This window comes from Pseudoxanthomonas japonensis, from assembly GCF_010093445.1.
Lineage (GTDB): Bacteria > Pseudomonadota > Gammaproteobacteria > Xanthomonadales > Xanthomonadaceae > Pseudoxanthomonas_A > Pseudoxanthomonas_A japonensis.
Genome location: NZ_PDWW01000004.1, coordinates 110,055 through 127,892 on the forward strand (window position 1 = coordinate 110,055; position 17,838 = coordinate 127,892).

The window sequence follows — 17,838 nt, forward strand, 5'->3', positions numbered from 1 at the left end:
CCTGCGCGGGGATGACAGCCCTCGTTCCGTCGACTCAGTGCGGGCACCCGTTCGCTTGAATAGGGACGCGGCGACCGTCCTCTGCGGGGCTCAAGCTCCGTGCCAGCGGGGCATCCGGCCCAGCACACCGTCGTTCCCGCGAAGGCGGGAACCCAATGCCTTCGGCTTCACGGCGGGAAAGTCGCTGGGTCTCCGCCTGCGCGGGGAGGACGGGCCTCCTTCCTTCGCCCGATGCGGCCCCGCCGCTGCGAGCCTGAAGAAGGGCTCGGCGACTGTCCTGCAGGACGGGCTGCCATCCCTGAAGACCCTACTCCGTAGCGAAAGCGCGGCTGAACAAGTTTCTTCGCCTTGAATATAATTGCCTAAGCATCTATATCATAGGCACCCATGAAGACACCTGCCGGCCAAAGCACCATCGGTTATCTGATCGCGGACCTGAGCCGGTTGTTCGGCCGCGTCTTCGACCGCCGCGCCGCGCACCTGGGCCTGACCCGCGTGCAGTGGCGTGCGCTCAAGCGCATCCATCAGAGCGAAGGCATCACCCAGTCCGAACTGGCGGATCTGCTCGACATGGAGCCGATCGCCGTCGGTCGCGTGATCGACCGCCTGCAGAAGGCCGGCTTCGTCGAGCGCCGCAGCGATCCGGACGACCGCCGGGTGTGGCGCCTGCACCTGCTGCCGCAATCCGACGCGGTGATGCACGACATCGAGGCGGTGGCCACCTCCGTCCGCGAGGACTGCCTGGCCGGCATCGATGCGGACGAACTGGAAACGGCCCTGAAGGTGCTCGGCCAGATCCGCGAAAACCTCTCCCTGCTCGACCGCGCCAGTCGCGCCGAGTCCTCCCTCCGCAAGAGCTGACCCCCACCATGACCAGCAAGATCAACGAGGCCGCCGAGAACGCGGCCAGGACTCCCGCTCCCAAGCGTCGCCGCGTGCCGGTGTGGCTGTGGGTCGCCGGCCCGCTCGCCGTGGCCGGCTTCTTCGGCTGGGAATACGTCGCCTCGCAGCGCGAAGTCAGCACCGACAACGCCTACATCAAGGCCGAGCGCATCCTGATCGCGCCGCAGGTCGGCGGACGCGTCGTCGAAGTCGCCGTGCAGCAGAACCAGCCGGTGAAGAAGGGCGACCTGTTGTTCCGCATCGACGCCGATCCGCTGACGATCGCCGTCGCGCAGAACGAAGCGCTGGTCGCGCGCATGGCGAACAGCGCCAGCGCCAGCCGCGCGAAGGTCGTCGGCACCGGTACCTCCATCCAGGCCGCGCGCGAGACGCTGGCGTGGGCGCAGCGCGATTTCCAGCGCATGCAGCAGCTCGCCGGACAGCAGCTGGTCTCGCGCAAGATGCTGGACGACGCGCGCCACGCGGTCGCCGAAGCGCGCACCGACCTGGCCGACGCCATCGCCACGCAGTCCGAAGCCACCGCGTCGCTGAGCGGCAGCCCGGGGACGCCGACGCAGGACCTTCCGGAATACCGCGCCGCGATGGCCATGTTGGCCAAGGCGAAGCTCGACCTGGCGCACGCCGAAGTGCGCGCACCGGTCGACGGCATCGTCGGCCTGCACGACCTGCAGGTGGGCGAATACATCAACGTCGGCCAGACGGCGATGCCCCTGGTGGCCACCTCGCCGATCTGGGTCGAAGCCAACTTCAAGGAAACCGAACTGACGAAGATGCAGGTCGGCCAGGCCGCGACGGTCGAGGTCGACTCGTATCCGGGCGTGAAGTGGAAGGCGCACGTCGCCTCCATCGCGCCCGCCTCGGGCGCCGAGTTCAGCGTGCTGCCGCCGCAGAACGCCACCGGCAACTGGGTGAAGATCGTGCAGCGCATTCCCGTGCGCCTCGAGATCGACAGTGCCGACGCCGATGCGCCGCAACTGCGCGCCGGCATGAGCGCCGACGTGCATGTCGAGCTGCGCGATGGCGGCAGCGCTTCCAGTCGCGCGACTGCCGCGCGCTGAGGCTTCTTTTCCATGTCATCCCGGGCGTGCGCGGACGCGGGCGAGGGCACTGTGGTGGGGCCCGGCCCCGCCGACGCCGCGCCCCGGGTGACCTCTGGATCGTCGTGCTCCGTGCGCGTCGATCCGTTCCGGACTATCCCATGAGCACTTCCACCGCTACCGCGGCCCCCGCGCAGGAAGACACCGGCAAGCGCACGCTGCTGGTCGGCTCGGTGATGCTGGCCACGCTGATGCAGGCGCTGGACACCACCATCGCCAACGTCGCGCTGCCGGACATGCAGGGCTCGCTGTCGGCCACCCAGGACCAGGTGTCGTGGGTGCTGACCAGCTATATCGTCGCTGCCGCGATCCTGACGCCGGTCACCGGCTGGCTGGCGGGCCGCCTGGGGCGCCGCCGCCTGTTGATCATCGCGGTCAGTGGCTTCACCGTCGCCTCGCTGCTGTGCGGCATCGCCACCGGCATCGGCGAGATGGTGATGTTCCGCATCCTGCAGGGCGTGTTCGGCGCCTCGCTGGTGCCGATCTCGCAGTCGCTGCTGCTCGATGCCTTCCCCAAGGAGAAGCACGGCGCCGCGATGGCGATGTGGGGCATGGGCATCATGGTCGGGCCGATCCTCGGTCCGCCGCTGGGCGGCTTCCTGACCCAGAACTACAGCTGGCACTGGGTGTTCCTGATCAACCTGCCGATCGGCATCCTGGCGCTGATGGGCATCATGGCCAGCGTCAAGAAGGACGTGCCGCACGAGCGCCCGCTCGATGGCGTCGGGCTGGCGCTGCTGGCGCTCGGTATCGGTGCGCTGCAGCTGTTCCTCGACCGCGGGCAGAGCGAGGACTGGTTCGGCAGCGTCGAGATCCAGATCGAAGCCGCGCTCGCCTTCCTCGCGCTCTACATGTACGGACTGTGGTGGTGGCGCCGGCGCGACCATGCGCTGCTCGACCTCGGCCTGCTGAAGAACGCGAACTTCGCCGTCGGCTGCGCGCTGATCTTCGTGGTCGGCATCGTGCTGTTCGCGACGCTGGCCTTGTTGCCGCCGTACCTCAGCACGCTGATGAACTATCCGGTGCTGACCATCGGCCTGGTGCTGGCACCGCGCGGCGTCGGCACGATGTTCAGCATGATGGTGGTCGGTCGCCTGCTGGGCCGCATCGACGCGCGCTGGCCGATCCTGGTCGGCATGGGCCTGATGGTCTTCTCGCTGCACGGCATGACCCAGTTCGGTCCGAATGCGTCGATGGAATCCATCGTCTGGCTCGGCGTCGTGCAGGGCATGGGCCTGGGTCTGGTGTTCGTGCCCATTTCCACCGTCGCCTACGCCACGCTTGAGCCGCACCAGCGCACGGAGGCCGCCGGCCTCTTCAGCCTGGTGCGCAACATCGGATCGTCCGTCGGCATTTCGGTGGTGATGACGATGCTGTCGCGCGCCATGCAGGTGAACCATGCCGAGATCGGCGCGCGCATCCCGGCCTTCGGCGCGGAAACGACCCTGCTGCCGGCGGCCATGAATCCTTCCACCGCCACGGGGCTGGCGTTGCTCAATGCCGAAGTGAACCGTCAGGCCGCGGCCATCGGCTACCTCAACGATTTCAAGCTGATGATGCTGCTGACCCTGGCCTCGATGCCGCTGGTGCTGCTGATGCGCGGCGGCAAGGCGCCGTCGGGTGGCAATGCAGGCGCAGACGCCGCCGCGGCCCACTGACATGCGCATCGACGGCCTGCACCATGTCGCGATCATCGCGTCCGATTACGCGCGGTCGAAGCGCTTCTATACCGAGGTGCTGGGCCTGCGCGTGATCGCCGAGCACTGCCGCGCCGAACGCGACTCCTGGAAGCTCGACCTCGCGCTGCCGGACGGCACGCAGGTCGAGCTGTTCTCCTTCCCGTCGCCGCCGCCCCGCGTGTCGCGACCGGAAGCCTGCGGCTTGCGCCACCTCGCGCTGCGGGTCGCCGACCTCGATGCCGCTGTCGCGCATCTGCATGCCCATGGCGTGGCGAGCGAACCGGTTCGCGTGGACGAATACACCGGCTGCCGCTTCACCTTCTTCGCGGATCCGGACGACCTGCCGCTGGAACTCTACGAAGCATAGGAATGCTCTCTGTGGGAGCGACGTAAGTCGCGATCGCACGGCATCGCTGGCAGCGATTCCTGCTTGGCTCTCTCACCAGCAGACATGGGGTTTCAGTAATGTCCACGGCCTCCGGAATTCATGATCGCGACTGACGTCGCTCCCACACCGATTTTTTCGGATCGCCTGTCCACCCATGCACCTGCTAAGGTCGCGCGAAATATGATCTGCCGCAGCGGAGACGCCCATGAGACGCCTGACGACGTTTTTTCTGTCCGTGTCGACAGCACTAATCGCGGTCCCGGCATCGGCCAACGATCTCGACTGGCTCGCCGGCCACTGGTGCGGCCAGAGCGGCAAGACCTTCAGCGAAGAAACCTGGATGGCGCCGCGCGGCGGCCTGCTGGTCGGCATGCACCGCGATACGCGCGACGGCAGGGCGACCGGATTCGAATTCATGCGCATCGCGGCGCAGGACGGGCGATGGGTATTCCTCGCGCAGCCCGGCGGGAAAGCCGCTACCGCATTTCCGGCGGAGCGGGTGGAAAAGGACCGTGCTGTGTTCGCCAATCCAGCGCACGACTTTCCGAAGCGCGTGATCTATTCGCGCCCCGACGTCGACACATTGCACGCGCGCATCGACGATGGCCGCGACGACGGCCAAGCGATGGAATGGACGTGGCGGCGCGATTGCGTCGCGCCGCCGTCGTCCTGAGGTCACTTACGGCAGCGCGGCGTCGCCCAGCGACGACAGCCACTCGTCGTCCGAGCCCTCGTTGACGCCTTCGAACAGCGGCGTCGAGAAGTAGCGCTCGCCGGTATCCGGCAGCATCGCCAGCAGCACGTCGCCGGGCTTGGCCTTCTGCGCGACCTGCAGCGCGGCGGCGACCGTGGCGCCTGCGGAGATGCCGACGAAGATGCCTTCCTCGGCGGCGAGGCGACGTGCGGTGGCGATCGCCTCCACGTCGGTGACCGGCAGGACCTCGTCGGCGACCTCGCGGTTCAGCACGTCCGGCACGAAGTCCGGGGTCCAGCCCTGGATCTTGTGCGGCTGCCATTCCTTGCCTTGCAGCAGCGACGCACCGGCGGGCTCGGACGCGGTGATGCGCACTTCCGGGCGCGCGACCTTCAGCACTTCGCCCACGCCGGTCAGCGTACCGCCGGTGCCCCAGCCGGTGACGAAATGGTCGAGGCGCTGGCCGGCGAAGTCGCGCAGGATTTCCGCCGCCGTCGTTTGCCGGTGGTAGGCGGGATTGGCGGGATTGGCGAACTGGCGGGCAAGGAACCAGCCGTGCTGCTTCGCCAGTTCTTCCGCACGCCGCACCATGCCACTGCCGCGCTCGGCGGCCGGCGTCAGGATGACTTTGGCGCCGTAGGCACGCATCAGCTTGCGGCGTTCGATCGAGAAGGTCTCCACCATCGTGGCGACGAACTTGTAGCCGCGCGCGGCGGCGACCATCGCCAGTGCCACGCCGGTATTGCCGGACGTCGCTTCGACGATGGTGTCGCCCGGCTTCAGCAGGCCCTTGGCTTCGGCGTCGAGAATGATCGCCAGCGCCAGGCGGTCCTTCACCGAACCGCCGGGATTGAACGATTCCACCTTGGCGTAGAGCGTCACGTGCTCGGGCGCGATGCGGTGCAGTTTGACGACCGGGGTGCGGCCGATGGTGTCCAGGATGCTGTCGTAAACGGCCATGGGATCTCCGTGGGGCGTGGGCTCAGGCAGCCTGCAGTGTGGGCGTAGGCAGGTTGCGGGAATGTGTGGGGGCGACGGCGCAGACGGGCGGCGCGCCGAACCAGTGCAGGGTGCCAGCGAGCGCGGCGACTTCGCCGAGTACCAGCAATGCGGGCGAGCGTACCTGGTGGAAACGCGCGGTTTCCGGCAGATCGGCCAGGGTGCCGGTCAGCACCCGCTGGTCGCGGCGCGAGCCGTTTTCGATCAGGGCGAACGGCGTGGACGGTGCACGCCCGTGCGCGACGAGCCGGTCGCGCAGGCCCTCCAGTCCGGCCACGCCCATGTAGACGGCCAGCGTCTGCCGCTCCTGCGCGAGCGACTGCCAGTCGAGGGTGTCGAACGAATCCTTGCAGTGTGCCGTCACCAGCTTCACCGACTGCGCATGATCGCGATGGGTCAGCGGGATGCCGGCATAGGCGGCGCACGCGACCGCGGCGGTGATGCCGGGCACGACCTCGTAGGGAATGCCGTGCGTGCGCAGGAACTCGAGTTCCTCGCCGCCGCGACCGAACACGAACGGATCGCCGCCCTTCAGCCGCACGACACGCTTGCCGGTGCGCGCGTGTTCCAGCATCAGCGCGTGGATGTCGTCCTGGCGCGTGCTGTGGCCGGTGGCGGACTTGCCGACTTCGATGTACGTCGCATCGCGGCGGCCGAGTCGCAGCACGTCCTCGCTGACCAGGCGATCATGCAGGATCACATCGGCCTCGTTCATCGCGCGCAATGCGTTGAGCGTCAGCAGCCCGGCGTCGCCGGGGCCGGCACCGACCACCGCGACCGAGCCGCGTGCCGTGGTGGCATGCTCGTCCAGCACCGCGAGGAAGTGCTGTTCGGCCTGCGCATGCAGCCGCTGCCGGTACAGGCGCGGCAGCGGTCCGGCGAGCAGCTTTTCGAAGAAGCGGCGCCGCTCGGCGGTCTGCGGGAAGCGTTGGCGGATGCGCCGGCGCTGGCGGGTGAACAACTCGGCCAGCGATGCCCAGGAATCGTCGAGCAGGGTCTCGAGCTGACGGCGCAGGTGCCGCGCCAGCATCGGCGCGCCGCCGCCGCTGGAGATGGCGACCTGCAACGGACCGCGCTCGACGATGGCGGGGACCTGGAACGTGGAGAGCTCGCGGTCGTCGACGACGTTGGCGAAGACATGGCTCGCGTCGGCAGCGGCGGCGACCGCGCGATTGACGTCGGCGTCGTCGGTGGCGGCGACCACCAGCCACACGCCCGAGAGCCAGTGCGGATCGAAGCGCCCGTCGATCCACTCGATGCGGCCTGCCTCGTACCACGCCAGCAGGCGCGGCGTCAGATCGGGGGCGCCGACACTTGGCAGCGCGCCGGCATGCAGCAGGGCCTCGGTCTTGCGCTCCGCCACCGGACCGCCACCGACGACCAGGACCCGGCGGCCTTGCAGGTCGGCGAACAGGGGAAACAGCGGAGCGCTCACGGGCGTCGGGAGATGGCGGTTGGGCTGGTGACCGTACCGGCCGCTCATGGCGGTCGGGAATGACATACGACCAACACCATATAGCTTGCGGTTATAAGCAGTGCCGGCTACGGTCCCGGCAAATCCTCTACAGTCCAAGGCCCCTCCCGGTGGGCCGCTGCGCCCTTCCCGCCGATGACGCTGACCCAACTCCGCTACCTGGTGGCGATCGCCGATGCCGACCTGAACATCACGCTGGCGGCGGCGCGCGTGCACGCCACCCAGCCGGGCCTGTCCAAGCAGCTCAAGCAGCTGGAAGACGAGCTCGGCTTCCTGCTGTTCGTGCGCAAGGGCCGCAGCCTGGAGAGCGTGACCCCGGCCGGGCAGGAAGTGATCGACCGCGCGCGGCTGGTACTGGCCGAGGCCAACAATATCCGCACCTACGCGGCCAACCAGCGCCGCGAGAGCCAGGGCCAGCTGGTGCTGGTCACCACGCACACGCAGGCGCGCTTCGTGCTGCCGCCGGCCATCGCGCAGATCAAGCGGGATTTCCCGCAGGTCAGCGTGCACCTGCAGCAGGCGCCGGAAAGCCAGGCGCTGGACCTGCTGACCCAGGGCGATGCCGACATGGCCGTGGTCAGCACCGCCGGCGACCAGCCGCAGGCCGGCATCGCCGTGCCGCTGTACCGCTGGCGCCGGCTGGTGCTGGTGCCGCGCGGCCATGCGCTGGAACAGCTCGGCCGCGTGCCGGGCATGGCCGACCTGGCCGACCAGCCGCTGATCAGCTACGAGTCGTCGACGCGGCCGGGCTCGTCGCTGCAGCGTGCCTTCGCCAAGGTGGGGCTGGAACCGAACATCGCGCTCACCGCGCTCGATGCCGACCTGATCAAGACCTACGTCCGCGCCGGCCTCGGCGTAGGCCTGCTCGCCGAGATGGCGGTGAATGCCACCGACACCGACCTGCGCGCCTGGCCGGCGCCGCCTGAAGTGAAGGAATGCATCGCCTGGGCGGTACTGCCGCGCGAACGCGTCCTGCGCGACTACGCGCTGGACCTCGTACGCGCGCTGGCGCCGCAGATCGATCGCCGCGACCTGCGCCGGGTGATCGACGGCAACCAGGACCCGGACTGGCCGGAGCCGCCGACCTGGCAATCGCTCACCCAGACGATCACCAGCTGAGGGCTCCCTCGGTGGTGTGATTGACGCGGCATGCCTGCACGGGCGAGCCTGCACGCCACCCTTCCTGTCCCGTCGCCGATGAACCGCATCTCCCGGATGGTCGCCCGCATGTACGCCCCGGCCGTGGTGATCGCGGTCGGCGGTTTCGCCACGGCGGAAGTGGTGACGCGCACCGAGCGCGCGTTCGGCGAGATCACACCGCAACGCCTGGCATCGCTGTCGTTCCTGCTGGCGATCCTGCTGGGCACGGCGTGGGCCCTGCATTCCAGCTGGCGGCTCTACCGCTGGGCACGAGGACGCGAACTGCGGTGCGCCTGTGGCGGCATGATGTCGCGCATCCGCTACAACCGGCAGCGGCAGAAGTACCGCAAGTGCCTGGCCTGCGGCAGCAAGAGCCTCGAGGGTGCGCATTGCGGCAGCGCGTGAGGTGGCGGTTCGACCCTGCCGCGGCGGGGTGGGCGCTCGGTCTGTTCGTGTTGCTCGTCCTGCTGGCGACCATCGGCGCGGGACTGGGCTGGATACGCAGTTTCGTCGGCGACGTGCTTGCCGTGGTCTGGGTGCATTGCCTGCTGGCCAGCGTCGTGTGGCTGCGCCCACCGGCGCGTCCGCTGATCGCGCTCTCCGTCGGGCTGGCCGTCGAAGCGGCACAGTACATCAGCCAGCAGATCGGCTGGCAGGTCGCATCGCCCGTATTGCGCATCGTGCTGGGCAGCACGCCGGACTGGCTGGACGTGGTCGCCTACCTGATCGGCTTCGGGCTGGCCTGCGTGGTGGAACGTCGTTCTGTGGTCAACCCCGCACGGTGATGGGGGCGGATGCAGCGGCGCTACCGCTCGTCACATGCGCCCCAAAAGACATCGAGTCCGCTTCCGGTGTCACTGCTTGCGGAATACGCGAGTGATACTGTAGTGTCACTTCATGCGCACCGAGCTCGTCACTACCCTCAAGCGGCAAGCCACTGACCTGTTGGCCGATATAGAACGCGATCGGCAGCCCATCCTCATCACCCAGCATGGGTTGCCCAGCGCGTATCTCGTGGATGTGGAAACCTATGAGACGCTGCTGTCGCGCATGGCGATGCTGGAAGGCATTGCGCGTGGCGAGCAGGCCGTTGCCGAAGGCCGCACGGTCACCCACGATCAAGCCAAGGATCGGCTTGCCAGATGGTTGAGATAGTCTGGTCCGAACCGGCGCTGGCGGATCTGGACGCTGTTGCCGACTACATTGCGCTGGACAATCCGAACGCGGCCGCCGAACTGGTGCGCCGTGTATTCGCGCATGTCGAGCATCTCGCTGCGCATCCGGACAGCGGCAGCCGTCCTGTCGAACTGAAGCGCGGGCGTTACCGCCAGATCGTCGAGCCGCCATGCCGAGTGATCTATCGTCACGAGCCGGGGCGCGTGCTGATCCTCCACGTCATCCGCAGCGAGCGCCTGCTGCGCCCTGGCATGCTGAAGCCGCGCACCTCTGGTAAAGCCCGCTGATGCCTCGCTTGAGCGCAGGGCACGAATGGCGTTGCCGGTCGCACCAGGCACGATCGCAGCGACTGCCGCACGATCACGGTTCTTCCCGCCGTGGCGGGGAGGCGAGGGCGCGCAGCGCATAGGTCGAATCGCGCCGCTGGCTACGGTCGCGGCCGTGGAGCACGACGTGTCCGGGCCGTGTCGGTCACGCCGATCTCCTGGAGCGATCCGCATAGGGAGGCCATCCGGACCCATGAAACATCTGCTGTTCATCCGCCACGGTGAGAGCGTCGCAAATGCCGGCGGCGTCACCCTGCCGCATGCGGATATCCCGCTGTCGGAGCGTGGACGACGCGAAGCATCCATCGTTGCCGGTCTTCTGCCTGCTTCGCCCTCCCGGATCTATTGCTCGCCGTTCCTGCGCGCGATGAGCACGGCAGAGCCGTACAGCCAGCGCACCGGCGTGCCGCTGACCGTGCTGGACGAGCTCCAGGAATTCTCGGCGATCGACCCTGCGCTGCTGGAAGGCATGAGCGGGGCACAACGGAGACCCATTGCGGATGCGTACTGGGCGGACGCCGATCCCGGGCGACGGATGGGAGCGAATGCCGAGACCTTCGCCGAGTTCCACGCCAGGGTCCGCCTTGGTATCGACACGCTGCGCATGATCGAGGACGGAAGTGTCGTGTTCGGTCATGGCATCTGGCTTGGACTCGCCTACTGGATGACGGAGAGGAACATGGCCTCCACGCCGGACGACATGCGTGCCTTCCGCGTCTATCAGTTGGGCATTCCGCTACCGAACTGCGGCTGCCACAGGGTGAGCCTGGACGAAGGGGGCACCGTCCGTATCCGTTTCGATGCTGACACTCACCGCAGGACGCTCGAGGCCCTGTAGTTCCGGATGGCCTGTCAGGGCAGCGGCAGCGAGGCGCCGCCGGGGGAACGTGCGTTGCACCGCTCAAGTGCAGCCGTTGACGCCTTGCTGGCTCACGCATTCGCGGTAACCGTCCGGCAGACCACGGATCTCATGCGTCTTGCCGGGCGCCAGCACGAAGTCTTCCAGCGTGGTGCGGGCGCAGGCGGCCGGGTTTTCGCCGGGTGCCGGCGTGGGGCAGCGTTCGGTGTAGACGCGGTAGTGGCACTGGCCGGTTTCGCTGGCGAAGCACTCGAACCTGGCCACGCCTTCCTTCAGCGTGCTCTTGCTGAAGAGCGTGTCCACGCCGTTCGCGCTGCTGTGGTGGATGGTCGTGACGCTGGGCTTGTCGTCGCATCCTGCCAGGGCGAGCAGGCAGGAGATCAGGGAGGTGACGATGCGCATGGCGGTTTCCTCGAGTGTTCCGTTGGGCAAAGGCATGCCCTCCACGACGCGCGTGCGTCGTGCCGGCGATGCCACGTTGGATGCCGCGCGGGGCGGTCCGGTTTAGAGCGGCGCTACATGGTGCGGAACAGCGTCATGAAGGGCTGGCTGACCGTCAGCACTTCCGGTCGGCTCTTCAGCTTCAACCGTCCCCGGCCGGCGTCGTCGCGACTGACCGAGGCGACCTGCTTCATGTTGACGATGGTGGAGCGGTGGATCTGCTTGAACGTGTTCGTGTCCAGCGCATCGAGCAGTTCGCGCAGCGGCGTGCGCAGCAGCGATTCGCCATCCGCCGTCATCACGGTGGTGTACTTGTTGTCGGCCTGGAAGTAGGCCACGTCGTCCACCATGATCAGCTTCGTATCCTTGCCGGCGCTGGCGGTGATCCATGCCAGCGGCGGCTTGTCAGGCGCGCCCTGGCGCGCCGACAGGTGGCGCAGCAGCGCATCGAGCGTCGCGCCGTCCGGGTGTCCGGCGGCGACGCGCGCCTGGATGCGCTGCACGGTGGCCAGCAACCGTTCGCGTGTGATCGGCTTCAGCAGGTAGTCGATGGCGCCCTGCTCGAACGCGTCGATGGCGTACTGGTCGTAGGCGGTGACGAACACCACCTGCGTGCGCGGGCTGGCCTCGGCCATGGCGCGGGCGACTTCGATGCCGGTCAGGCCCGGCATGCGGATGTCGAGGAAGGCCACGTCCGGCTGCAGTTCGGCGATGGATTCCAGCGCGCTGGCACCGTCCTCGCACTCGGCCACGATCTCCATCTGCGGCCAGGTCTCTTTCAGCAACGAAGAAAGCGCGGTACGCAGCAGTTCCTCGTCTTCGGCGATCACGCCACGGAAGTTCATGCCCGGGTCTCCTCGTGCGTGAGCGGCAGGGTCAGCGTGGCGGCCACGCCACTGGGGAAGTTCGAGACGATGGCGAACGAGGCCGCGCTGCCGAAGGTCAGGCGCAGGCGTTCGCGCAGGTTCTTCAGGCCGATGCCGGTGCCGCTGCTCTGGCCGCCGAAACCCTGGCCGTCGTCGGCGACGGTCAGCGTCGCGTGGTCGTCGTGCCGGCGCGCCAGGATCCAGATGGTGCCGCCGCCGGTCTTCGGCTCGAGGCCGTGCTTGATCGCGTTCTCGACCAGCGTCTGCAGCATCATCGATGGCATCGGCACCGACTTCAGCGCGTCGGGTACCTCGATCTGCAGCGACAGGCGGCTGCCCATGCGGATCTTCAGGATCTCGAGATAGGCCAGCGTGCGTTCCAGTTCCTCGCCCAGCGTGGACAGCGTGTCGTCGGTGCGCGGCAGCGAGCCGCGCAGGTACTGGATGAGGTGACCGAGCATCACGTCGGCGCGCGGCGGATCGGTGCGCGTCAGCACCTGCGCGCTGGCCAGCGTGTTGTAGAGGAAGTGCGGCTCCACCTGCGCATTGAGCAGGTTCAGGCGTGCGACGGTCAGCTCCTTCTCGCTGACGGTCTTCACCACGTCGGCCTGCTCCTGCCGGCGCTGGTCGGAGACGCGGCGGGTGATGGCGCGGGTGACGGCTTCGGCGTTCTCGACGTTGACGCCGTCGTCGAGCACGAACAGGTCCAGCCATGCGCTCGCATCCGGACCGACCATCAGGGTGATGCTGCTGGTGCCGTTGCCCGGCGTGACCGTTGCCTGCACCAGGTCGCGCTTCACCGCGAAGCGGGCCATGATGTTGAAGCGCGAGGGCTGGCTGGGACCGTCGAAGCTGTCCACCCGGCGCACCTTGACCCGCACCTGCAGGCTGTCGGGTGCGCTTTCCGCGTCCTCGGCGCGTGGCAGTTCGCGCAGCGCGCCCTCGATCAGCTCGAACGCCGCGGCGGTGTCCAGCGGCACTTCGATCTGCCGGCGCTGCCGGCTCGACAGGGCGGCGCTGTCCAGGCGACCGGTGATCAGCCAGATGCGGCGCAGGTGGCTGATCAGGCCGATCAGTACCGAGATCATCACCAGCGTCGCGGCCAGGTTGAACAGCCAGCTCGCGCCGCCGGACAGGAACGTCCGCTCGAAGAGGCCGTTCCAGACCAGGCCGGCCATCAGGATCGCGAGGAACCAGGCGATGAGGATGCGGATGATCAGGAGCAGGCTGGGGAACACGTCGGACACCACGGCTTCGGGAGTGCCGTGGAGCATAGCCCGCTCGTCCTCGGAGGGAAGAGGGAGCGCGACGGATCCTGCGATGCGGCGACGAAACCGGGGTGCCTGGGTGCGAACGGATCAGCCCGGTGGCCGCCCCGCGTGGCTCAGACGTCGATGTGGATGCCGCACTCGCGCTTGAGGCCGTTGAAGCGGGTGTCTTCCTCGCGCATGCCGGGCTCCCAGCGGCGCGTGGTGTGGAAGTCGCCGATCGACACGTAGCCCTGTTCCCACAGCGGGTGGTAGGGCAGGTCGTGCTGCTTCATGTACTGCCACACGTCACGGTCGGTCCAGTCGACGATCGGATTGATCTTCCAGCGCTCCTCGCGCTGCTGCAGGACCGGCGCATTGGCGCGGCTGGTGGCCTGCACGCGGCGAAGACCGGTGAACCATGTGCCCACGCCCAGCTCCTTGAGCGCGCGCTTCATCGGTTCGACCTTGCGCAGGCTGTTGTACTGCTCGATGCCGACCAGGCCCTGTTCCCACAGGCGGCCATGGCGCGCCTCCATCCAGGCACGACTGACCAGCGGGCGGAACACCTGCAGGTTGAGCTGCAAGCGCTCGGTCAGCTCATCGGCGAAGCGATAGGTCTCGGGGAACAGGTAGCCGGTGTCGATCAGCACCACGGGGACGTCCGGCTTCTGCCGGGTGACCATGTGCAGCAGCACCGCCGCCTGCGCGCCGAAGCTGGACGACATCGCCGCTTCGGCCGGGCCGTGCTTGAGGGCCCAGGCAACCCGTTGTTCGGCGGTCTGTCGCTCGAGCGCTGCGTTGTGCTCCACGATCTGGTCCGTGTCGAGGGAGAGGGCGAGAGCGCTCATGCGTACAGTTCCAGTGCGATCTGTCGATGGGTGGGGTAGGGCGGCAGGGCGACGACGCCGCTGCGATGCAGGAAGTCGCCGAAGCCTTCGTCGTCGCTGCGTTCGGCGGCGTAACGGGCGAACAGCCCGTCGAGCGTGTCGAGGATGGCGGCCTCGTCGATGTTCTCGCGGTACAACGTGTTGAGACGCTGGCCGCGTGCGTCGCCGCCGAGCATCAGGTTGTAGCGGCCGGGGGCCTTGCCGACCAGGGCGATCTCCGCCAGGTACGGCCGCGAGCAGCCGTTCGGACAGCCGGAGATGCGCAGCACGATCGGTGTATCGCGCAGGCCGTGCTTTTCGAGCAGCGGCTGTAGCCTGGCGGTGAAGTCGGGCAGGTAGCGCTCGGCCTCGGCCATCGCCAGGCCGCAGGTGGGGAGCGACACGCAAGCCACCGCCGCGCGCTGCAGGGCCGTACCCAAGCGCTGGCCGGCATCCAGGCCATGCGTCTTCGCCAGCGCGTCGATGCGTTCGCGTTCGCCTGCCGGCACGCCGGCGATGACGAGGTTCTGGTTCGCCGTCATGCGGAACTCGCCGCGATGGATGTTGGCGATCTCGCGCAGGCCGGTCAGATGCGTTGCGTGCGCGGTGTCGGCGATGCGGCCGGCGTACAGATGCAGGGTCAGGTGCCAGCGGCCATCCTCGCCTTCCACCCAGCCGTAGCGGTCGCCGTTGTGCTCGAAGCGGAACGGGCGCACCGGCTGCAACGTCACGCCGCTGCGACGCTCGATCTCGCCGACCACCTCCTCCAGCCCGTGGTCATCGATGGTGTACTTGAACCGCGCACGCTTGCGCAGCACGCGGTTGCCGAGGTCGCGCTGGGTGGTGACCACCGCCGTACCCACGTCCAGCACCTGGTCCGGCGTGATGAAGCCGACCACGTTGCCGATGCGCGGATAGGTTTCGGCATCGCCATGGGTCGCGCCCATGCCACCACCGATGACCAGGTTGAAGCCGGCCAGTGCACCGTCCTCCAGCACGGCGATGAAGCCGAGGTCGTTGGCGAACACGTCCACGTCGTTGACCGGCGGCACCGCGAAGCCGACCTTGAACTTGCGCGGCAGGTAGGTGGCGCCGTAGATCGGCTCCTCTTCTTCGCCACTGCCGGCGACGCGCTCTTCGTCCAGCCAGATCTCGTAGTAGGCGCGGGTGTTGGGGAGCAGGTGCTCGGACAGTTTCGCCGCCCACGCCTGCACTTCCGCATGCGCGCGCGACTCCAGCGGATTGGCCGCGACCAGCACGTTGCGGTTGACGTCGCCGCAGGCGGCCAGCGTGTCGATCAGCGCGGCGTTGATGGCCTGCATGGTCGCCTTCAGTTCGCGCTTGATGACGCCGTGGAACTGGAAGGCCTGCCGCGTGGTGATGCGCAGCGAGTGGTTGGCGTACTGCGTGGCGATGGCGTCGAGCTTCAGCCACTGCTCCGGCGTGACCACGCCGCCGGGCGTACGCGTGCGGATCATGAACTGGTAGGCGGGCTCCAGCTTCTGCCGGCGGCGCTCGTCGCGCAGGTCGCGGTCGTCCTGCTGGTAGCTGCCGTGGTACTTGATCAAGGTCTGGTCCGATTCGCGCAGCGCGCCGGTGACCGGGTCGGCCAGGCTGTCGAGCAGGCTGCCGCGCAGGCGGTTGCTCTCGGATTTTATGTCTTCGACGGAATGGTTGCTCATTGGGTTTCCACCGTAGGAGCGACGTGAGTCGCGACCGGAAGGTTGCAGGTCGCGACTCACGTCGCTCCTACAAGGGCGGGTCGTCAGTACACGTCGCGCCCGTAGCGCCCCTCCGTCTGCAGGTTCACCAGGTACTCGCGGGCCGCCTCCTCATCCAAGCCGCCGTGTTCGACGACGATGGCCTGCAGCGCCGCATGCACGTCCTTGCCCATCGCGATGGCGCCGCAGACGTAGAGGTGCGCACCGTTCTGCAGCCAGTCGTAGACGTCGCGGCCGCGCTCACGCAGGCGGTCCTGCACATAGATCTTGCGGGCTTGGTCGCGGGAGAACGCCAGGTCCAGCCGGTGCAGTTCGCCGCTGCGCAGCGCGTCCTGCCATTCGCTCTGGTAGAAGAAGCCGTGGTTGAAGTGCTGCGCGCCGAAGAACAGCCAGTTGCGGCCGCGCGCACCGGTTTCCGCGCGCTCCTGCACGAAGCCGCGGAACGGCGCCACGCCGGTACCGGGACCGATCATCAGTATGTCGCGGCTGCCGTCGACCGGCACGCGGAAGCGCTCGTTGGCTTCGATATACACCGGTACCTGGTCGCCTTCCTCGCGTGCGGCAAGGAAGCCGCTGGCCGCACCGCCGTGCGCGTGGCCGAAGGCGTCGTAGCCGAGGACGTCGACGGTGAGGTGCGCTTCCTCGCCCACGCGCTTGCGGCTGGAGGCGATGGAGTACAGGCGCGGCGCCAGCTGACGCAGCGCGGCGACCAGTTCCTGCGCGGACCAGCCCGCCGGCCAGCGACGCAGTACGTCGACCAGCTGGTGGGTGTTGAACAGCTGCGCCAGGGTGGCGTTCTGCGCGGGCGCCAGCAGCGCGTTGAGGTCGTCGGCCTGCGCATGCGCGGCATGCGTGGCGAGGAATGGACGCGAGAGGCGGGTCAGTTCGCGGCGTGCGGCCAGCCACTCCCGCAGCGGCAGCGTATCGCCGCCCTCGCTGACGGCCGTCTCGCCGTCCAGGCGCAGCGCCTCGAGTACGCCGTCGACCAGCGCGGCGGGATTGCGGTGGCGCACGCCCAGCGCGTCGCCGGGTTCGTAGTGCAGGCCGCTGCCGTCCAGCGACAGTTCGATGTGCCGCACGTCCTTGTCGGCCACGCCGTGCTGGCCGAATCGCGGGCCCTTGAAGTCGCGGCCGCTGATGCGCTGGTTGAGCAGCAGTTCGGCGGGGAAGGGATGTTCGTGCGACCACACCGCGGCCTGACCGGGACGCAGCGGCGTCACCGTCGCCAGCGACGCGGCGCCGACTGCGGGCGCCTTCAGCAGCTCGCGGGCCTGCGCCAGTGCCTGTTCGCGCCACGGGGTGGCGACGGTATCGATGTCGAGGTCCGCCGCACCGGCCGGGAGCAGGCGGGTCGCCCCCAGATCGGCCAGGCGGGCATCCAGGCGCTGGGAGATGCCGCAGAAGTCCGAATAGCTGGAGTCGCCCAGGCCGAGCACCGCGTACTTCAGTTCGGGCAGCTTGGGCGCGCGCTTGCCGGCGATGAACTCGACCAGGCCGATGCTGTCGTCGGGCGGATCGCCTTCGCCCTGGGTGCTGATGACGATATAGAGCAGGCGCTCGCTGGCCAGTTCACGCTGCGGGTAGGCATCGGCGCGCAGCAGGCGCACCGACAGGCCGGCGGCTTCGGCCTGCTGCGCCAGCGCCTCGGCGGCGCGGCGGGCGTTGCCGGTCTGGCTGCCGTAGACGATGGTCAGGCGCTGCGCGGTCTGGGTGCCGGGGGCGGGTGCAATCGCCTTGGGCGACGCGGTCGTCGATGCGGTCTGCGGCGCGAGCTGGGCCTGGGCCAGGCCGGCGGCGTAGCCGGAGACCCACCACAGGCTGGCGCCGTCCAGGCCCGCCACCGCTTGGGCGAGCAGTGCCCGCCGTTCCTCCGCGAGGGGGATGGGGGCTAGGACAGGCTGGGTGGCGGACATCGGCATGGCCCGTGGGCGCGACTGGGACGGCCGATGTTAGGGAGAC

At 68.4% G+C, this 17,838-nt stretch carries 19 protein-coding genes; 11 read left to right on the forward strand and 8 right to left on the reverse strand.

Annotated features, from left to right (window positions below):
• The first annotated feature begins 387 nt into the window (after positions 1-387).
• The 5 genes from CSC78_RS04930 to CSC78_RS04950 all read left to right on the forward strand — a co-directional run bounded on the left by CSC78_RS04930 (position 388) and on the right by CSC78_RS04950 (position 4,740).
• Entirely contained in the window at positions 388-861 is a 474-nt protein-coding gene (locus CSC78_RS04930; RefSeq protein ID WP_162336791.1) for a MarR family winged helix-turn-helix transcriptional regulator, read from the forward strand.
• 8 nt (positions 862-869) lie between these two features.
• Positions 870-1,961 carry an HlyD family secretion protein gene (locus CSC78_RS04935; RefSeq protein ID WP_162336792.1) on the forward strand — a complete coding sequence of 364 codons (1,092 nt, stop codon included), beginning with the start codon at positions 870-872 and terminating at the stop codon, positions 1,959-1,961.
• 140 nt (positions 1,962-2,101) lie between these two features.
• Positions 2,102-3,658 (forward strand): DHA2 family efflux MFS transporter permease subunit, encoded by a 1,557-nt coding sequence (locus tag CSC78_RS04940; RefSeq protein ID WP_162336793.1) that lies wholly within the window; start codon positions 2,102-2,104, stop codon positions 3,656-3,658.
• 1 nt (position 3,659) lies between these two features.
• A complete protein-coding gene (gene gloA2 / locus CSC78_RS04945) occupies positions 3,660-4,046 on the forward strand; it encodes an SMU1112c/YaeR family gloxylase I-like metalloprotein (protein ID WP_162336794.1) in 387 nt (128 codons plus the stop codon).
• Positions 4,047-4,272: 226 nt separating this feature from the next.
• The gene (locus CSC78_RS04950) at positions 4,273-4,740 is read left to right on the forward strand and encodes a DUF6265 family protein (RefSeq protein ID WP_162336795.1); all 468 of its coding nucleotides are present in this window, start codon (positions 4,273-4,275) and stop codon (positions 4,738-4,740) included.
• A 6-nt stretch (positions 4,741-4,746) separates the two neighbouring features.
• Here the strand turns inward: CSC78_RS04950 and cysK are convergent, their stop codons facing one another.
• A complete protein-coding gene (gene cysK / locus CSC78_RS04955; protein ID WP_162336796.1) occupies positions 4,747-5,721 on the reverse strand; it encodes a cysteine synthase A in 975 nt (324 codons plus the stop codon).
• A 22-nt stretch (positions 5,722-5,743) separates the two neighbouring features.
• On the reverse strand, positions 5,744-7,243 hold the full coding sequence (gene cysG / locus CSC78_RS04960) for a siroheme synthase CysG (protein ID WP_162336797.1): 1,500 nt from the start codon (positions 7,241-7,243) through the stop codon (positions 5,744-5,746).
• A gap of 126 nt (positions 7,244-7,369) precedes the next feature.
• Here cysG and CSC78_RS04965 point away from each other — a divergent pair, with 126 nt between their 5' ends.
• The 6 genes from CSC78_RS04965 to CSC78_RS04990 all read left to right on the forward strand — a co-directional run bounded on the left by CSC78_RS04965 (position 7,370) and on the right by CSC78_RS04990 (position 10,714).
• Positions 7,370-8,353 (forward strand): LysR family transcriptional regulator, encoded by a 984-nt coding sequence (locus tag CSC78_RS04965; RefSeq protein ID WP_162336798.1) that lies wholly within the window; start codon positions 7,370-7,372, stop codon positions 8,351-8,353.
• 30 nt (positions 8,354-8,383) lie between these two features.
• Positions 8,384-8,779 (forward strand): hypothetical protein, encoded by a 396-nt coding sequence (locus CSC78_RS04970; protein WP_162336799.1) that lies wholly within the window; start codon positions 8,384-8,386, stop codon positions 8,777-8,779.
• Positions 8,776-9,159 (forward strand): ribosomal maturation YjgA family protein, encoded by a 384-nt coding sequence (locus CSC78_RS04975; RefSeq protein ID WP_202924120.1) that lies wholly within the window; start codon positions 8,776-8,778, stop codon positions 9,157-9,159. Before CSC78_RS04970 ends, CSC78_RS04975 begins: the two co-directional genes overlap by 4 nt.
• A 112-nt stretch (positions 9,160-9,271) precedes the next feature.
• Entirely contained in the window at positions 9,272-9,529 is a 258-nt protein-coding gene (locus CSC78_RS04980) for a type II toxin-antitoxin system Phd/YefM family antitoxin (protein ID WP_162336801.1), read from the forward strand.
• Positions 9,517-9,837: a type II toxin-antitoxin system RelE/ParE family toxin gene (locus CSC78_RS04985; RefSeq protein ID WP_162336802.1), complete on the forward strand. Its 321-nt coding sequence runs from the start codon at positions 9,517-9,519 to the stop codon at positions 9,835-9,837. Before CSC78_RS04980 ends, CSC78_RS04985 begins: the two co-directional genes overlap by 13 nt.
• A 232-nt stretch (positions 9,838-10,069) precedes the next feature.
• Complete coding sequence (locus tag CSC78_RS04990) at positions 10,070-10,714, forward strand: histidine phosphatase family protein (protein WP_162336803.1); 645 nt, start codon at positions 10,070-10,072, stop codon at positions 10,712-10,714.
• Positions 10,715-10,777: 63 nt separating this feature from the next.
• Here CSC78_RS04990 and CSC78_RS04995 read toward each other — a convergent pair whose 3' ends face one another.
• The 6 genes from CSC78_RS04995 to CSC78_RS05020 form a co-directional block, all read right to left on the reverse strand.
• Complete coding sequence (locus tag CSC78_RS04995; RefSeq protein ID WP_162336804.1) at positions 10,778-11,137, reverse strand: hypothetical protein; 360 nt, start codon at positions 11,135-11,137, stop codon at positions 10,778-10,780.
• A 113-nt stretch (positions 11,138-11,250) separates the two neighbouring features.
• Entirely contained in the window at positions 11,251-12,021 is a 771-nt protein-coding gene (locus CSC78_RS05000; RefSeq protein WP_162336805.1) for a LytR/AlgR family response regulator transcription factor, read from the reverse strand.
• Positions 12,018-13,280 (reverse strand): sensor histidine kinase, encoded by a 1,263-nt coding sequence (locus tag CSC78_RS05005; protein ID WP_162336888.1) that lies wholly within the window; start codon positions 13,278-13,280, stop codon positions 12,018-12,020. The genes CSC78_RS05000 and CSC78_RS05005 overlap by 4 nt, the downstream gene beginning before the upstream one ends.
• Before the next feature lie 146 nt (positions 13,281-13,426).
• The gene (locus tag CSC78_RS05010) at positions 13,427-14,140 is read right to left on the reverse strand and encodes a phosphoadenylyl-sulfate reductase (RefSeq protein ID WP_162336806.1); all 714 of its coding nucleotides are present in this window, start codon (positions 14,138-14,140) and stop codon (positions 13,427-13,429) included.
• Complete coding sequence (gene cysI / locus CSC78_RS05015; protein ID WP_162336807.1) at positions 14,137-15,840, reverse strand: assimilatory sulfite reductase (NADPH) hemoprotein subunit; 1,704 nt, start codon at positions 15,838-15,840, stop codon at positions 14,137-14,139. Before cysI ends, CSC78_RS05010 begins: the two co-directional genes overlap by 4 nt.
• A gap of 83 nt (positions 15,841-15,923) precedes the next feature.
• Positions 15,924-17,792 carry an assimilatory sulfite reductase (NADPH) flavoprotein subunit gene (locus CSC78_RS05020; protein WP_162336808.1) on the reverse strand — a complete coding sequence of 623 codons (1,869 nt, stop codon included), beginning with the start codon at positions 17,790-17,792 and terminating at the stop codon, positions 15,924-15,926.
• Positions 17,793-17,838: the final 46 nt, after the last annotated feature.

What these genes read in the sequence shown, in the direction of transcription:
- CSC78_RS04930 (WP_162336791.1), top strand. Translation starts at nt 388, where the DNA reads ATGAAGACACCTGCCGGCCAAAGCACCATCGGTTATCTGATCGCGGAC.
- CSC78_RS04935 (WP_162336792.1), top strand. Translation starts at nt 870, where the DNA reads ATGACCAGCAAGATCAACGAGGCCGCCGAGAACGCGGCCAGGACTCCC.
- CSC78_RS04940 (WP_162336793.1), top strand. Translation starts at nt 2,102, where the DNA reads ATGAGCACTTCCACCGCTACCGCGGCCCCCGCGCAGGAAGACACCGGC.
- gloA2 (WP_162336794.1), top strand. Translation starts at nt 3,660, where the DNA reads ATGCGCATCGACGGCCTGCACCATGTCGCGATCATCGCGTCCGATTAC.
- CSC78_RS04950 (WP_162336795.1), top strand. Translation starts at nt 4,273, where the DNA reads ATGAGACGCCTGACGACGTTTTTTCTGTCCGTGTCGACAGCACTAATC.
- cysK (WP_162336796.1), bottom strand. Translation starts at nt 5,721, where the DNA reads ATGGCCGTTTACGACAGCATCCTGGACACCATCGGCCGCACCCCGGTC.
- cysG (WP_162336797.1), bottom strand. Translation starts at nt 7,243, where the DNA reads ATGAGCGGCCGGTACGGTCACCAGCCCAACCGCCATCTCCCGACGCCC.
- CSC78_RS04965 (WP_162336798.1), top strand. Translation starts at nt 7,370, where the DNA reads ATGACGCTGACCCAACTCCGCTACCTGGTGGCGATCGCCGATGCCGAC.
- CSC78_RS04970 (WP_162336799.1), top strand. Translation starts at nt 8,384, where the DNA reads ATGCCTGCACGGGCGAGCCTGCACGCCACCCTTCCTGTCCCGTCGCCG.
- CSC78_RS04980 (WP_162336801.1), top strand. Translation starts at nt 9,272, where the DNA reads ATGCGCACCGAGCTCGTCACTACCCTCAAGCGGCAAGCCACTGACCTG.
- CSC78_RS04985 (WP_162336802.1), top strand. Translation starts at nt 9,517, where the DNA reads ATGGTTGAGATAGTCTGGTCCGAACCGGCGCTGGCGGATCTGGACGCT.
- CSC78_RS04990 (WP_162336803.1), top strand. Translation starts at nt 10,070, where the DNA reads ATGAAACATCTGCTGTTCATCCGCCACGGTGAGAGCGTCGCAAATGCC.
- CSC78_RS04995 (WP_162336804.1), bottom strand. Translation starts at nt 11,137, where the DNA reads ATGCGCATCGTCACCTCCCTGATCTCCTGCCTGCTCGCCCTGGCAGGA.
- CSC78_RS05000 (WP_162336805.1), bottom strand. Translation starts at nt 12,021, where the DNA reads ATGAACTTCCGTGGCGTGATCGCCGAAGACGAGGAACTGCTGCGTACC.
- CSC78_RS05010 (WP_162336806.1), bottom strand. Translation starts at nt 14,140, where the DNA reads ATGAGCGCTCTCGCCCTCTCCCTCGACACGGACCAGATCGTGGAGCAC.
- cysI (WP_162336807.1), bottom strand. Translation starts at nt 15,840, where the DNA reads ATGAGCAACCATTCCGTCGAAGACATAAAATCCGAGAGCAACCGCCTG.
- CSC78_RS05020 (WP_162336808.1), bottom strand. Translation starts at nt 17,792, where the DNA reads ATGTCCGCCACCCAGCCTGTCCTAGCCCCCATCCCCCTCGCGGAGGAA.